Annotated in this window: 14 protein-coding genes and 1 pseudogene; 7 read left to right on the top strand and 8 right to left on the bottom strand. The window is 71.5% G+C overall.

Going from position 1 to position 14,269, the window contains the following annotated elements:
* Nucleotides 1-12: 12 nt before the first annotated feature.
* The 7 genes from OHT51_RS38635 to OHT51_RS38605 form a co-directional block, all read right to left on the bottom strand.
* The gene (locus tag OHT51_RS38635) at nt 13-597 is read right to left on the bottom strand and encodes a TetR/AcrR family transcriptional regulator (protein ID WP_328883553.1); all 585 of its coding nucleotides are present in this window, start codon (nt 595-597) and stop codon (nt 13-15) included.
* Nucleotides 594-2,084: an MFS transporter gene (locus OHT51_RS38630; RefSeq protein ID WP_328883552.1), complete on the bottom strand. Its 1,491-nt coding sequence runs from the start codon at nt 2,082-2,084 to the stop codon at nt 594-596. Before OHT51_RS38630 ends, OHT51_RS38635 begins: the two co-directional genes overlap by 4 nt.
* A gap of 109 nt (nt 2,085-2,193) precedes the next feature.
* Nucleotides 2,194-2,628, bottom strand: a complete 435-nt coding sequence (locus OHT51_RS38625) for a VOC family protein (protein WP_328883551.1) — start codon at nt 2,626-2,628, stop codon at nt 2,194-2,196.
* Between the two features lie 377 nt (nt 2,629-3,005).
* Nucleotides 3,006-3,479 (bottom strand): hypothetical protein, encoded by a 474-nt coding sequence (locus OHT51_RS38620; RefSeq protein WP_328883550.1) that lies wholly within the window; start codon nt 3,477-3,479, stop codon nt 3,006-3,008.
* A gap of 229 nt (nt 3,480-3,708) precedes the next feature.
* Nucleotides 3,709-3,858: a hypothetical protein gene (locus OHT51_RS38615; RefSeq protein ID WP_328883549.1), complete on the bottom strand. Its 150-nt coding sequence runs from the start codon at nt 3,856-3,858 to the stop codon at nt 3,709-3,711.
* Between the two features lie 180 nt (nt 3,859-4,038).
* The gene (locus OHT51_RS38610; protein WP_328883548.1) at nt 4,039-4,293 is read right to left on the bottom strand and encodes a DUF2945 domain-containing protein; all 255 of its coding nucleotides are present in this window, start codon (nt 4,291-4,293) and stop codon (nt 4,039-4,041) included.
* 58 nt (nt 4,294-4,351) lie between these two features.
* Nucleotides 4,352-5,239, bottom strand: a complete 888-nt coding sequence (locus OHT51_RS38605) for an SDR family oxidoreductase (protein WP_328883547.1) — start codon at nt 5,237-5,239, stop codon at nt 4,352-4,354.
* A gap of 369 nt (nt 5,240-5,608) precedes the next feature.
* On the opposite strand from OHT51_RS38605, the gene OHT51_RS38600 reads away from it, so the two are divergent.
* The 7 genes from OHT51_RS38600 (at nt 5,609) to OHT51_RS38570 (ending at nt 13,910) form a co-directional block, all read left to right on the top strand.
* Entirely contained in the window at nt 5,609-6,706 is a 1,098-nt protein-coding gene (locus OHT51_RS38600) for a LacI family DNA-binding transcriptional regulator (protein WP_443052650.1), read from the top strand.
* A 48-nt stretch (nt 6,707-6,754) separates the two neighbouring features.
* Nucleotides 6,755-8,353 carry an FAD-dependent oxidoreductase gene (locus tag OHT51_RS38595; protein WP_328883546.1) on the top strand — a complete coding sequence of 533 codons (1,599 nt, stop codon included), beginning with the start codon at nt 6,755-6,757 and terminating at the stop codon, nt 8,351-8,353.
* Nucleotides 8,354-8,418: 65 nt separating this feature from the next.
* The gene (locus OHT51_RS38590; RefSeq protein WP_328883545.1) at nt 8,419-10,548 is read left to right on the top strand and encodes a hydantoinase/oxoprolinase family protein; all 2,130 of its coding nucleotides are present in this window, start codon (nt 8,419-8,421) and stop codon (nt 10,546-10,548) included.
* Complete coding sequence (locus OHT51_RS38585) at nt 10,545-11,162, top strand: hypothetical protein (protein WP_328883544.1); 618 nt, start codon at nt 10,545-10,547, stop codon at nt 11,160-11,162. Before OHT51_RS38590 ends, OHT51_RS38585 begins: the two co-directional genes overlap by 4 nt.
* Nucleotides 11,163-11,165: 3 nt before the next feature.
* Entirely contained in the window at nt 11,166-12,464 is a 1,299-nt protein-coding gene (locus tag OHT51_RS38580) for a transporter (RefSeq protein WP_328883543.1), read from the top strand.
* 24 nt (nt 12,465-12,488) lie between these two features.
* Nucleotides 12,489-13,490 (top strand): hypothetical protein, encoded by a 1,002-nt coding sequence (locus tag OHT51_RS38575; RefSeq protein WP_328883542.1) that lies wholly within the window; start codon nt 12,489-12,491, stop codon nt 13,488-13,490.
* A 99-nt stretch (nt 13,491-13,589) separates the two neighbouring features.
* Nucleotides 13,590-13,910 carry a hypothetical protein gene (locus tag OHT51_RS38570; protein WP_328883541.1) on the top strand — a complete coding sequence of 107 codons (321 nt, stop codon included), beginning with the start codon at nt 13,590-13,592 and terminating at the stop codon, nt 13,908-13,910.
* Between the two features lie 184 nt (nt 13,911-14,094).
* On the opposite strand, the pseudogene OHT51_RS43430 reads toward OHT51_RS38570, so the two are convergent.
* Nucleotides 14,095-14,187: pseudogene (locus OHT51_RS43430) on the bottom strand (helix-turn-helix domain-containing protein); the annotation flags it as partial.
* Between the last annotated feature and the right edge of the window lie 82 nt (nt 14,188-14,269).

Below are 14,269 nucleotides of genomic sequence, written 5' to 3'. Positions count from 1 at the left end.
TGGGAAGGGCACTCACGGCGTGAGATACGCCTGCACCGCCGGCGCGTACCGGTCGACCAAGGCGTCGACCGTGCTCGCTCGCATCTCGGTGCCGCGGGCGATGCCGTACATCACGCCCAGACCCAGCAGGGTGGCCACGGCCAGTTCGGCGCGCAGGCCCGCGTCGGGGCCGGTGAGGCGGGCGGCGATGCGGTCGGTGACCTGGGTGCGGAAGTTGGCGCGCAGGATGTCGCCCTGCTCGCCGTGCAGGGGCGCGAACACGATCCGCAGCAGCGGGTCGGCGCCCTGCTCGGACTGGCTGACCAGCACGTGCCGGACCATGTGCGGGCCGAGTTCCGGGAGTGGTGCGGCCAGCAGCGCGTCGGCGTCGGCCTCGAAGGACATGACCTGGGCGAACAGCGTGTCCTTGTTGCCGAAGTACTTCAGGATCAGCGGCGGGCTCACCCCGGCGCGGTCGGCGACAGCCTTGAGCGTGATGTCGGCGTGGGCGTGCCGGGCCAGCAGATAGCGGGCCGCCCGGAGGATGGCCGCCCTGGTCGACTCGGCGTCCCTGCGGGCCGGTCCGGGCGTGACGGGTGGAGTGCTCACGGCACTCATGCTCCCTCCATCGCCTCGTCGCGCGCGCCCCGGGGGCTGTCGCCGGTTCGCTCCGGCCCTTCCGTGACCGCCTGTGCGGGGTCGCCGGGGATGCACAGCGCCGCGGCCGCGGCTCCGAGGGCGACCACGCCCGCTATCGCGAACGCCAGCTGGTAGCCGTGCAGGGTGGGCACCGGCGCGCCACCGACCGAACCGGTGTGGTGCACGAGGACGGCGGCCACGGCCGCGCTGGAGCCGGCCTGGCCGATCGTCCGCATCAGGACGTTGACGCCGTTGGCGGATGTGGTCTGCTCGGCAGGCACGGCTCGCAGGATGAGCGTGGGCAGCGCCGAGTAGGCGAGGGTGGTCCCGGTGGCGACGATCGTGGCTCCCGTGATGATCATCCACAGGTCGCGGCTGTCGGCGATACGGACCGCGTAGCCGGCGGCGATCACCGCGGCCCCGAGCGCGAGCGTGACACGCGGCCCGCGTGCGGCGGAGATCCGGGCGGAGACGGGCGACAGCAGGAGCATGACGACTCCGCTGGGCAGCAGACACAGGCCGGTGGCGACGATGGACAGCCCCAGTCCGTACCCGGTGGCCGTGGGGGCCTGCACCAGCTGGGCGGTGACGAGGGTGTTGGCGTAGAACGCGAACCCGGCGAGCAGGGCGGCCACATGAGACAGGCCGACCCTGGGCTCGGCCACCAGCCGCAGGTCCACCAGCGGCTCCTTCGTTCGCAGCTGCTGCCTGCACCACAGGGCGAGCACGACGACGGCTCCGGCGAACAGGCCTACGACCCGTGCGCTGCCCCAGCCCCACTGCCCGCCCTGGGACACCCCCAGCAGCAGACACACCAGCCCGCCGGCCAGGCCCAGCGTGCCGGGAACGTCGAACCGGCCCGGCTGTCGCACCGGCGATTCCCGTACCGCCCACCAGACCAGCGTCACGCCCGCCACGCCGAGGGCGCTGGTCACCCAGAACATGGTGTGCCAGTTCGCGTACTGCACGATCACGGCTGCCAGCGGCAGGCCCAGCGCGGCGCCGGTGCCGACGGTGGCGCTCATCAGCGCCACGGCCGATCCCCGGCGCTCCGGCGGCAGCTCGTCGCGCAGGATGCTGATGGACAACGGGACGACCGCGGCGGCCGCTCCGGACAGCGTCCGTGCGGCGATCAGCACTCCGATGTCGGAGGTCAGGGCACACACGACCGAGCCCAGGGTCATCAGCCCCAGAGCCGACATCAGGACCCGCCGCTTGCCGTACATGTCGCCGGCCCGACCCAGCACCGGGGTGAGGACCGCGCCGGACAGCAGAGTGGCCGTGACCATCCACGAGACCGTGCCCGCCGAGGCGCCGGTCAGCCGGGGCAGGTCGGGCAGCAGGGGCACGACCACGGTCTGCATGACGGCCATGAGGATGCCGCCGAACGCGAGCACCGGCACGGTGAGCCGGTCTCGGAGGGTGCTCACGCGGGGCAGCTTGCGTATCGCGGCGGTCCGGTCCATCGGCACTCCAGCGGGCAGCGCCTGGCGAGGCAGTGGGTGAATGGCTATTCACCATAGCTGGTGAATAGCCATTCACCCAAGCCGGTAATCCCGCCGATTCGGAGGGCGCTCAGTCGATACAGAACTCGTTGCCCTCCAGGTCCTGCATCGCGATGCAGGACTCGTTCTCGTCATCGGCAGGCAGGAGCTGCACGCGAACCGCGCCGAGCGGGATCAGGCGTGCGCACTCGGCCTCAAGCGCGGCGAGGCGCTCTTCACCCACCAGTCCGGTGCCGACCCGCACGTCGAGATGAACCCGATTCTTGACGACCTTCCCTTCGGGAACGCGCTGAAAGAACAGTCGCGGGCCGACACCCGAGGGATCAATGCAGGCGGCCCATGCACCCCGGTCCTCAGGAGGCAGCGAGTGGTTGTAATCGTCCCAAGTGGCGAACCCCTCCGGCGGCTTCGGCAGGACGTACCCCAGTACCTCGCACCAAAAGCGAGCAACTCGCTCGGGTTCTGCGCAGTCAAAGGTGACTTGGAACTGCTTGATCGATGACATCGGCGCACGATAGCAGGGAGATTCTCGGCTCAGATCGAGAACCGCTCCTCGCGGAGGTAACTGACCAAATCCCCCTACGACGTGCACGGCCCACCGCATACTGGACGCGGAGCTCCGACGCCTCCTGGAAGCGGACCGGTCGTTTCGGGACGGGACAGCTCCCGGAGCCGACCGCCGTACCGCTCACCAAGCAGCGGCTGTCGAGCGTGGTGGACATCGACGGAACGCTGATCGGCGCGGGTGCGGCGAACCTCCCGGACGGGAAGCCGACCGTCGGGGCCATCTGGACCTCGCGGGACGGACGGACCTGGTCCGAACTGGCCGCCGCCGACTCTCTTCTCCGGGGGGGGCGGGGGCAGTGCCACGGGTTCAGCCGCTCACGCTGCGCTGCCTGCGTGGCGTCCCGTCCTCACCCGAGTACGGGCGGGCCTGATGCGGTAGGTGGTCTTGGCCGGATCGGTGACGGGCTCGCCCAGTTCGATGCGTCCGCCGGAGCGCAGCCTTTCGCACACATCGGTGGGCAGGGCGACATAGCAGCCGCCTCTACCTGTGGCGGCGTCGACCGGGCGCCAGTAGCCGTAGCGGGTTCGTCCGCCCTCGTGGACGGTCACGAAGACGGGTGTGCGGGAGTCGGCCACGATGCGCAGCACCTCGGATGCGAGGGCGTCGAGCGCCACCGCGGATCTGGGCGGGGGCAGTTGGAAGGGTGCACTCAGGCAGGCCAGGTCCGTTCGGGCCGCCCGCCCGGCACGGTCGCGTTCGCGTTCGCCGCGGCGCGCAGGGTGAACCGGGTCGGCCGCGGAGTGGGCGTCCGCGACGGAATACGAGGCGCGGGAGGTCGCGAGGGGCATCTGTACGGCCTTTCCAGGGTGGAGGACGGACAGCGCGCGCCTCGTTCCGGACCCAATGTTGATCTTGCTGGACCGCATTGTTGCGCCTGCCACTGACAATGCGCCCCAATGGCTTGCGCGGCACTCGTGCGGACCGCTCGACGCAGCGAAGGCGCCGACACGGCCCGCGCCCTTCAGCGAGCAGCCACCGGCGCGGCGCCCGCTCGCCGAGAGAGGCACACCGGGCGCTTCAGTGGCGCCGCCCCCTCAGTTTGCCGAGCAGCCGCTGGGCCTGGGCCCGGCGCCGCGGGTCGCGAGAGGCCCGGCGTACCTCCTCCACGGCACGTCGCCCCTGCGGACTCCTGCTGAACTGCTTGATCTTGTCCAACATGCCTGGCACGGCTGTCCTCCTGAGACGGTCGACTAAAACGCCCTTGCAATAGGGCCTACGTACGAACGCGGTTACCCCGGCCTCGTGGTCTCACCCCTGCCGCCGAGCGATGAGCTCGGATCCTCTTCATGGGCCCGGCGCCGTCTGCCGGGCCGAGGTGGGGCAAGGAGGTCTGCGTGGGTCATCCGCTCACTTCTTGCGCAGTGCGGACGGCTTGTGCACCGCCGACCTGCCCGAGCGGGCGCTGCGCACCTCGTACCGCGGATCCTCGGACGAGGCGTCCACGGCGCGGCCGGCGGCCTCGGTGCGTCGGGTGATCCTCCGCTCGACTGTGCCTTCCGTGGTGCTGCCGTGGCTGTTCCAGGTGACCTCGTCGCCCTGGGCGAGCTGCTTGCCCTTGTCCCCGCCGCTCGTCCCCTTGGCGTTCTTCGCCCTCTTCGCCATGGTGTTCTCTCGCTTCCTCAGTGCCGGTCGTGGCGTCACGGAAGTGCCGGTCGTGGCGTCACGGATTGCGCCGGGAGGCCGCCTGGTCGGCCAGGCCACCTGCGCCGAGTGGCCCGGTGTACTCGACGGGTTGCGCGGCCTCCATGCGGGGCAGCAGGCGGCGCGACACACGCAGCACGACGGGTGGCAGCGCCGCTCGCACCGGCTGGGTCAGACGCAGCCATGCGGGGGCGTACACGGCCGTACGGCGGCGTTCCAGACCCCTCACCAGGCGGGCGGCGACCGTCTCCACGTCGTGTACCCGGTCAACCGGCGGGGGCATGTGGGCGCGCAGTTCACGCAGGGCGGCGTACTGGTCGGCGTCGCGGATCATGGCGGTGTCCGTCCAGTTCAGATACGCGATGCCCACGGCGACCCCCCGGTGCGCCACCTCCGTTTGCAGGGCGTGTGCAAAGGCCTCCGCCCCCGCCTTGGATGCGCAGTAGGAACTCATCAGGGGGACGGCGCCGATCGACGCCAGCGAGGCGATCTGGAGGAAGTACCCCGCTGTGTCGAAGAGGTCCGGCAGGAACGCGCGGGCGGTGTGGGCGCTGCCGGTGAGGTTGACGTCGATGACACGCCGCCAGGCCGCCGGGTCCGAGGCGAGGAACGGACCGCCCTCGGAGATACCCGCGTTCGCCACCACGGCGGAGGGGCGCCCCAGTCGGGCCCGCACCGTGTGGGCCGCGGCAACCAGGGCGACGAGGTCGGTGACGTCGACCTCGACGGCCAGCGCGGGGCCCGGCAGGGACTCCGCCACCGTCTCCAGGGCGGCCTTCTCGTGGCCGAGCAGCGCGACTCGGGCGCCGCGCCGGGCTATCTCGTGTGACAGCGCCGCGCCCACACCCCGGGCGGCGCCGGTGACGGCGACCGTACGGCCGGCGAGCGGGCTGCTCCTGCTGCGCACGGGCTGCCCCTTTCTACCGACTCGGGTGGAGGCCTTGTCAGCCCACTTCCTTGTGGGGGCGGTGTTCGGATGCGGTCAGTTCTGCTGTGTGCCGGCGGATGTGCGGGGGCCGGACACGGGCGGTCCTGCTTCTGTCCGCCGCGTTCGGCGCCTGTCCTCGGCCGGGCTCACCCCGGGCTGCGGCGGGCACGGCGCACCACGCTCGCCCGCGCCCCGAGTGCCCGCGCGTCAGGGGTCCAACCAGCCCCCTGATCCCGATCGTGCAGAGGTCGCCCGCACCACTTCCGTCCCGGGCCTTGACCGGCTGGGCGGGTAGGTGCAACCTCGTTAATGCGCATTAGGTAATACGCATTAATAGGAGCAGCCACCGTGGAACCCAGGAAGCGCCCCGGACGTCCCCCCGCTCCGGCCGGACGTACGTCACGACCCCGGCAGGCCGAGGTGGCTCGGCTCGCAGGGGTCTCGCAGGCGACCGTGTCCCTGGTGCTCTCCCCGAAGCCGGACGGGAAAGGACGCCTCATCTCCGAGGAGACCCGCCAACGGGTCCTGGAAGCGGCCCGCAGTCTCGGCTACGTGCCCGATCCGGCCGCCCGGCGGCTGGCCGCCGCCCGCAACAACCTCCTCGGCGTCTTCAGCTTCACCGCCACGTTCCCCACCGACGTGCAGCACTCGTACTACCCCTTCCTGGTCGGCGTGGAGCGCGAGGCGGCGGCACTCGGTTACGACCTGGTGCTGTTCACCGGGTCGAGCACGGGTGGCGCGGGGGCCACGGGTCCCGAAGCCCTGAGCCGGGTCCGGCTCGCGGACGGCTGTCTGTTCATCGGTCGGCATACCCCCCGGGCGGAGCTCAAGCGGCTGGTCGAGGACGGTTTCCCGGTCGTGCACCTGGGCCGCCGCGAGGAGTTGGAGGGCGTGGCCTGGGTGGGCGCGGACTATGTCCGAGCCACCCGTGACGTCGTGGGTCATCTGGCCGAGTTGGGGCATCGACGGATCGTCCTCGTCCGCGAGGACGACGACGCATCCGCTTCGACGGACCGTCAGCGCGGCTTCCTGGAGGGGCTGGAGGCGGCAGGCCTGCCCACCGGGCCCACGTCCGTCTTCCGGTCCGCTGATCCGCAGCGGGAGCTCACGCGAGAACGGCTGCGTGCCTGGGCCGACGAGGGCGTGACGGCCTTCATCGCGGAGGAGACCGACACCGGGGCCGCCTGGCGAGGCCTGCTCTCCGCCGTGCGTGAGGCGGGCCTCGACTGCCCGGCCGAGGTGTCCCTCGCCCTGCTCGGCAGCCCGCCCGCCGATCTGGCGAACGAGCCCGTACCGACCGGATTCGATATCCCCCGGCCGCAGTTGGGCGCCGCTGCCGTACGTCTGCTGGCCGCCCTCGTCGCGGGCGAGGAGGCGCACGAGCCGCTCGTCGGCTGTGCCTTCCGCCCCGGTCCGACGACCGGACCGCCGCCTGCCCGGCCCTGAGCACCAGCCCCAGCCCTCTGTGAACCTGAACCGGCAGCAAGGAGAAGCGTGATATCCGAAGCAGACATCCTCGTCGTGGGCGGCGGCCTCGGTGGCGTGGCCGCCGCACTCGCCGCCTGCCGGGCGGGACGCAGCGTCGTGCTGACCGAGGAGACGGACTGGATCGGCGGCCAGCTCACCAGCCAGGCCGTACCGCCCGACGAGCACCCGTGGGTGGAGCAGTTCGGCACGACCGCCACGTACCGGCGGCTGCGCGAGGAGATCCGGCGGTACTACCGCCACTGGTACCCGCTGCGGGCCGAGGCGCTGGCGCTCACCGAACTCAACCCGGGAGCGGGCCGCGTCAGCAAGCTCTGCCACGAACCCCGGGTCGCCCTTGCCGTCCTGGAGGGCATGCTCGCGCCCCACCGTGCGGCGGGCCGGCTGACCGTACTCACCGAGCACCGGCCGGTCTGCGCCGAGGCCGACAACGATGTCGTACGGGCGGTGACCCTGCAGGATCTGCGTGACGGGACGCGTCGCACCCTCACCGCGCGCTACGTCCTGGACGCCACCGAGACCGGCGAACTCCTCCACCTCGCGGGCGTCGAGCACGCGAACGGGGCCGAGGCGCGCGCCGAGTTCGACGAGCCGCACGCCCCCGACGAGGCCCAGCCCGACAACCAGCAGGGCATCACGGTCTGCTTCGCGCTCTCCCACCACGAGGGCGAGGACCACACGATCGACCGGCCCGAGGACTACGACTTCTGGCGCGGCTACCGGCCCTCGTTCTGGCCCGGTCCGCTGCTCGGCTTCGAGGCGCCCGACCCGCGCACGCTGGAGCCGGTGCCGCGGACCTTCGTACCGAATCCCGAACTCGACCCGCTCGGCGTCTCCGCCGACCAGAGCGCCGACGCCGGCGACAAGGAACTGTGGGGCTTTCGCCGGATCCTCGCCCGCAAGCTGCACACGCCGGGCGCCTTCGATTCCGACATCACGCTCGTCAACTGGCCGCTCAACGACTACTGGCTCAAGCCGTACATCGGCCAGGAGGCCGAAGCGCTATGCGAGGCACGGCAGTTGTCGCTGTCGCTGCTGTACTGGCTGCAGACCGAGGCACCGCGCCCGGACGGCGGCACCGGCTTCCCCGGCCTGCGGATCCGCCCGGACGTGACCGGCACGGCGGACGGCCTGGCCAAGGCGGCGTACGTCCGCGAGTCCCGCCGTATCAAGGCCGTCACCACGGTCACCGAGCACGACGTCGCGATCGACCTGGTCGGCCCGTACGGCGGCACCCGGCACCGGGACCCCGTCGGCGTGGGCGGTTACCGCATCGATCTGCATCCCTCGACCGGCGGCGACAACTACGTCGACATCGGCTCGGTGCCCTTCGAGATCCCCCTCGGGGCGCTGGTGCCGCGACGCGTCCGCAATCTGCTGCCCGCGGGCAAGAACATCGGCACCACGCACATCACCAACGGCTGCTACCGGCTCCACCCGGTGGAGTGGAACGTCGGCGAGGTCGCCGGTGCGCTGGCCGCCCACTGCGTGGCCGAGAACGTCGAGCCGCACCAGGTGCAGGCGGAGGACAAGCGGTTCGAGGAGTTCGCGCGGCTGCTCGACCGCGACGGAGTGCCACGCCACTGGCCGGACGTACGCGGCTACTGAACGGACCCGGCGCGCAGAGGAGTTGCGCCCGCGCGAACCGATCCAGCACAAGGAGGTGCTCGGGCATGAACACACCCCGCATCCGCGTCGGCATCGACGTGGGCGGAACCTTCACCGACGCCGTGGCCGTGGACGCCACGACTCTCGAACTCCTGGGGCAGGTCAAGGTCCCCACCAGCCACCATCACGAGGACGGCGTCGCACACGGCATCGTCGAGGCGCTCGACCGGCTCCTGGAACAGACCGGCTCCGCCCCGGCCGACGTCGCCTTCCTTGCGCACGGCACGACCCAGGCCACCAACGCCCTCCTGGAGGGCGACGTCGCGACCGTCGGACTGATCGGCATCGGGACCGGCCCCTCGGCGGTGTTCACCCGCCGCCTCGCCTCGTTCGGCAAGCTCGAACTCGCCCCCGGCAAAAGACTCCCGCTGGCGTACGCGCATGTCGCCGACCCCGACGACGCGGCGGCCGTCCGCCGTGCCGTCGAGCAGTTGAACGGCGAGGGGGCTCAAGTCCTCGTCGCCAGCCAGCCGTTCAGCGTCGACCGGCCCGAGGGCGAGCAGGCCGTGCTGGACGCGGCACGGCCGTACGGGCTGCCGATGACCGCCGCGCACGAGATCACCTCGCTGTACGGGCTGCACAAACGCACCCGCACCGCCGTGGTCAACGCGGCGATCCTGCCTCGCATGCTGGCCACCGCCGACCTCGTCGACGCGTCCATCACCAAGGCGGGCGTGACCGCGCCCCTGATGGTGATGCGCTGCGACGGCGGCGTGATGGCCCTCGACGAGATGCGCCGCCGGCCGCTCCTGACCGTGCTGTCGGGACCGGCCGCCGGAGTCGCCGGCGCGCTGATGCAGGAGCGGGTGAGCGAGGGAGCGTTCCTGGAGACCGGAGGCACCTCGACCGACATCAGCGTCGTACGCCGCGGCAAGGTCGCCGTCCGGCACGCCACCATCCTCGGCAAGACCTCGTATCTGAACGCCCTCGACGTGCGCACGGTCGGCGTCGGCGGCGGCTCCATGGTGCGGATCGACGCTGGTCGGGTGACGGCTGTGGGACCGCGCAGCGCCCACATCGCGGGGCTGCCGTACGCCTGCTTCGCCACCCTCGATCAGCTGCGCGACGCCAAGGTGGCCACGGTCCGGCCCATGGACGGCGACCCCGCCGACTACGCCGTGCTCGACGCGGCGGGCGGGCGGTTCGCCGTCACCATGACCTGTGCCGCCAATGCTCTGGGAAGCGTGCCCGAGGGCGACTTCGCCCGCTGCGACCCGCAGACCGCGCGCGCCGCGATCGCGCCGCTGGCCGCCGTGCTCGGCACCGATGTCGCGACCGCGGCCACGCGGATCCTCGACGCGGGCGTCGCCCAGGTGAAGACGGTGGTGGACGCCATGATCCGCGACTACCGCCTCGACAAGGACACGGCCGTCCTCGTCGGCGGAGGCGGCGGTGCCGCGTCCGTCACCCCACACCTCGCCCGCACCAGCGGCATCGAGGGCCGGATCGCCCGCCACAACGAGGTCATCAGCCCCATCGGCGTCGCCCTCGCGCTCGTACGCGAGCAGGTCGAGCGGATCGTGCCCGGCGCCTCGCAGGAGCAGATCCTCGCCGTCCGTGCCGAGGCGGAGCGGGCGGTCGTCGCCCAGGGTGCCGCCGCCGAAGGCGTAGAGGTCGAGGTCACCGTCGACCCGCAGACCAGCACCGTGCGCGCGGTCGCGACCGGCGCCACCGAACTGCGCACCCAGGACAGGTCCCACCGCGCCGACGACACCGAGCGGCTGCGTGCCGCGGCGGCCAGTCTCAGGACCGATCCCGCGGACGTCCATCTCCTGGCGGGAACCGCCGCTCACTCCGTCTACGGCACACAGACGCACCGCCGTCTGCGGGCGGCCCGCCGGCCCGTACGGATCGTCGACATGGACGGCGTCGTACGCCACCACGCCGCCGACGCCCGCGTGGAGACCACCACTGTGGCCGGCGCCCCCGAGGTGCTGGCCCGGCTGGTGGGCGAGTCCACCTCGTACGGCGATGGCGGCGTCCGCGCTCCTGCCCTGCGGCTGCTGCTCGGCTCCCGCATCGCCGACCTGTCCGGCGTCCTCGATCCGCAGCCTCTGCTCGCTCTGGCCCGCAGCGAGTTGCGGGCCCGCGCCGCCGACGAGCCGGTGGTCGCGGTTCTGGAGGTCCGGTCATGACGGCTGACGAACTCACCTCTGGAGCAAGGGAGTTGATCGCCTCAGCGGCCCTCGACGACATAGGCGACGTCGACGACATCGAATGGGCCGTCCGGCTGCTGGCCGTCACGCCGACCCATGAGGGCCGTGATCCGCGGCTGTTGCGCGCATGGGCGTGCAGGGCGGACGAGTTCGGGTCCCGGCTCGCCCCCGTCCCGTCCACCGCGCTGGTGGTCGAGCGGGACGACGGCCTGGAGCGGATGCTGCTCGCCCGCTACACGTCACGGCCCCCGACGGTCGAGCTCTACACCGACACGCTCGCACTCGCCGAGGAACTGGTCGACGCCCGCGGCTGGCGTGCCTGGTACCCGGCGGGTTCGGTGCGCGCGGCGGCTCTCGCCCACGAGGCCGCGCACGCCCACCTCCATCACGGCCCGGCGAAGGCCGCACTCAAGCAGGCGCTCGGCCACACCGTGCTGCGCCTCGGCCGTCACCGCGTGGCCGGCCATGTCGCCGGTGCCGAAGAGGTCGCCGCCCACGCCTACGCCAGAACCGTCTGCGGGCTCCGCCGCAGCCCCCTGCTTCTCACCGCCGCGCTGCGCACAGCGCTCCCCCGGCCCGGAAGAGAGAACTGACCCATGGGTGTCGCCATCCTCCTCGTCATGGCCGCCGGCGTCGGCCTGATGCTCACCCGCAGACTCCCCACCGCCTTCGCGCTGGTGCTGCTCGCCGTCGTCATCGCCTTCCTCGCCGGGGCACCGCTCACCGGCGAGAACAGCGTGCTGGACACCGTTCTCCAGGAAGGCGCGCCGGCCCTGGCCGCCACCATGATCGCGATCATTCTGGGCTCCTGGCTGGGCAAGCTCCTCGACGAGACCGGCATCGCGGGCACGCTCGTCCGCAAGATCGTCGAGTTCGGCGGTGACCGCCCGACCGTGGTGGCGCTCGGCGTCCTCGCCGTGTCCGCACTGGTCGGAACGGTGACGGGCTCGGCGCCCGCCGCCATGCTCGCCGGCATCATCGGCATCCCCGCCATGATCGCCGTCGGTGTGCCCAAGGTGACCGCCGCGGGCACGGTGCTGATGGGCATCGCCGTGGGCATCCCCTTCGAGCTGCCGGTGTGGCAGTTCTTCTCCACCGCGCTGGAACTGCCGATCCCGACGGTGCGCGGCTTCATGGTGAAGCTCTTCCCGTTCGCCCTGGTCGCCGCCCTGGCCTTCGTCCTTGTCGAGACGCGACGGCGCGGCACCGAGCACGCCTGGTCGCTCAAGTCACTCGACTCCTCCGGCTCCTCCGGCGCGAAGTCTCGTTCACGCCGCGCGGAGCTGGGCGACGCGCCCTGGTACGCGCTGCTCGCCCCGGCCGTCCCGCTCGTTCTCGCCCTGGGCTTCGAACTCGCCATCATTCCCTCGCTGTTGGCGGGCGTCCTGTACGCGCTGGTCACCACGACCCGGCCCGGCGCGATGAACAAGCGGCTGCTGCGCACCCTGTACGGGGGCTTCGAGGTGGCCGCCCCGCCGATCGTCCTGTTCGTCGCCATCGGCATCCTGCTCGCGGCCGTCAAACTGCCGGGCGCCGTGGACGCTCTCGAACCGCTCGTCAAGGCCGTCAGTCCGCAGAACCCCGTGCTGTTCGTCCTCGTCTTCACCCTTCTTGTCCCGCTGTGCCTCTACCGCGGCCCTCTCAACGTGTTCGGGCTCGGTGCGGGCATCGCCGGAGTCCTCATCGCCACCGGCATCTACCCCGCGGCCGCCGTCCTCGGCATGACCACCTCGTACAACCAGGTCTTCGGTGTCGCCGACCCCACCAGCACCCAGACCGTGTGGAGCGCCCAGTACGCGGGCGTCACGCCGCAACAGGTCATGGTGCGCACCCTGCCGTACGTGTGGGCGGTCGCCCTCGGTGGCCTGTGCGTCACCGCCGCCAGCCACCTCTGAGCCCCTCCGTCATTGGAGCCCACCATGCACGAGCACCACTTCGACCGGCGTCTCTTCCTGCGCGCCGGCGCCGCCACCGGAGCCGCTCTCACCGTCGGGACGGCCCTCGGCACGCAGCCCGCGGCCGCGGCGCCCGGCGGATTCCCCGACTACAGGTACGCGCGCACCCTTCTGACGGCGTCCCAGCTGAAGTACAACCCCACCGGCGAGATCATCTTCCCCTGCATCCGGGGCGTCCACGACAAGCTGAGCTCCCCGCTCGGCCGCTACTACCTGTACTACGCGCCGCACGACGCGCCCGGTGGCATCTGCCTGGCGTACGGCGACTCACTGGAGGGTCCGTTCACGGAGTACCCGTCGAACCCGAGCGTCTCCAACACGTGGTCAGGGCACTACTCCGTCAGCCATGTCTCGTCGCCCCACGTGCTGTGGAACCAGGACGCCAAGGAGTTCTGGCTGTACTTCCACGGAGAGAACACCACGACCCGCCTCGCCCGCTCGGGCGACGGGATCCACTTCACGTACGACAAGGTCGTGCTGTCGACGTCCATGCTCCCGGCAGGCACCACGGAGACGTCGTACGCCCGGGTCTTCCGCCACGACCTGCCCTCACGCGGCGCCCGCTACGTCATGATCTTCATGCTCAACAACACCACCAACCACCGTGACATCCACTGGGGTTGGTCCGCCGACGGCCGCACCTGGGCCTACGACCAGCAGCCGCTGATCCGGCACGGCGACGTCGGCGCGGTCAATATCGGCGGTCCGCACCTCCTGCACCGGAACAACAGCACCTACGTCGTCTACAACAAGGACAAGGCGAGCGGCGGCGACATCATGATCACCGAAGTCGGCAACGACTTCAGCAAGCGCACCCACCTCGGCGTCTTCTACAACTCGCGCAGCGCAGCTCCGGAGAACGGGCGCGCCGCGGCGCCTTCCTTCGGCACCGACGGCGGCGTCCCGTACATGATCTACGAGGCGGGAGAGCGGCTCGCGGGAGCCATCGCGGTGGCCCGGGGCTGAGCCGGCTGTCCGACAGTTGCTCTTCCGCTCACGCAACCCGCTTCGATGTCTCGACGTCCAACTCCACAACAGACGGCTGTAGATCACCCGGGAGAGCACGTGGCGAAAAAGGACCGGACGACGGACGCGGCGGCGGAGAAGGACCGCGAGAAGTGGATGGCGCGTTTCCAGGTACGGCTGGCCATGCAGCCGGGCGTCGACCGGGCAGTCGTGCTCCAGGCGGTCAAGGAGGTCACGGCACGCTGCGCGGAGACGGGAGAGCACCCGCGCACCGCCTTCGGCGACCCGGACGCCTACGCCGTGCAGGCCGCCGCGCGGCTGGTCCCGGCGGACCGTGCGGCGGGCGCGAGGCGGCGCAACGCCGTCGTGGACGCACTCGGCTCCGTACGTGACGCGGCCGGCAAACTCGGCGGTCTGTGACCGGTCGCAGCGTGATCGGCTCGGTGCCCCGCCCGCACGACGCTACCCGAGCCAGGCCTTCACCTCGTCGGGGTGCGCCGCGACCCATTTCTCCGCGGCCGCCTGCGGTTTCATCGCCCTGCGCGAGCCGATGAAACAGCTTGCCGCCGCATTCGCGCTCCAGGGTGCGGATCGCATGCGACAGCGAAGGCGGCGCCACATGCAGCGCGTTGGCCGCGGCCGTGAAACCGCCGTACTCGACGACCGCGATGAAGTACTCCAGTTGGCGTCGTTCCATCGGATCTCCGTCGATCTCCGCGCGGCCAAGAACCACCGCACGCGCCGGCAGGCGAACGGCAGACACAGTCTGCGTCGGCCGG

This window comes from Streptomyces sp. NBC_00299 (assembly GCF_036173045.1).
GTDB lineage: Bacteria > Actinomycetota > Actinomycetes > Streptomycetales > Streptomycetaceae > Streptomyces > Streptomyces machairae.
The sequence above is the reverse complement of the archived record's forward strand: the minus strand, read 5'-3'. Positions and strand labels throughout refer to the sequence as shown.

Excerpts from the sequence above, each read along its gene's own strand:
- OHT51_RS38580 (WP_328883543.1), top strand. The coding sequence starts at position 11,166 with ATGGGTGTCGCCATCCTCCTCGTCATGGCCGCCGGCGTCGGCCTGATG.
- OHT51_RS38585 (WP_328883544.1), top strand. The coding sequence starts at position 10,545 with ATGACGGCTGACGAACTCACCTCTGGAGCAAGGGAGTTGATCGCCTCA.
- OHT51_RS38625 (WP_328883551.1), bottom strand. The coding sequence starts at position 2,628 with ATGTCATCGATCAAGCAGTTCCAAGTCACCTTTGACTGCGCAGAACCC.
- OHT51_RS38630 (WP_328883552.1), bottom strand. The coding sequence starts at position 2,084 with ATGGACCGGACCGCCGCGATACGCAAGCTGCCCCGCGTGAGCACCCTC.
- OHT51_RS38575 (WP_328883542.1), top strand. The coding sequence starts at position 12,489 with ATGCACGAGCACCACTTCGACCGGCGTCTCTTCCTGCGCGCCGGCGCC.
- OHT51_RS38610 (WP_328883548.1), bottom strand. The coding sequence starts at position 4,293 with ATGGCGAAGAGGGCGAAGAACGCCAAGGGGACGAGCGGCGGGGACAAG.
- OHT51_RS38590 (WP_328883545.1), top strand. The coding sequence starts at position 8,419 with ATGAACACACCCCGCATCCGCGTCGGCATCGACGTGGGCGGAACCTTC.
- OHT51_RS38635 (WP_328883553.1), bottom strand. The coding sequence starts at position 597 with ATGAGTGCCGTGAGCACTCCACCCGTCACGCCCGGACCGGCCCGCAGG.
- OHT51_RS38620 (WP_328883550.1), bottom strand. The coding sequence starts at position 3,479 with ATGCCCCTCGCGACCTCCCGCGCCTCGTATTCCGTCGCGGACGCCCAC.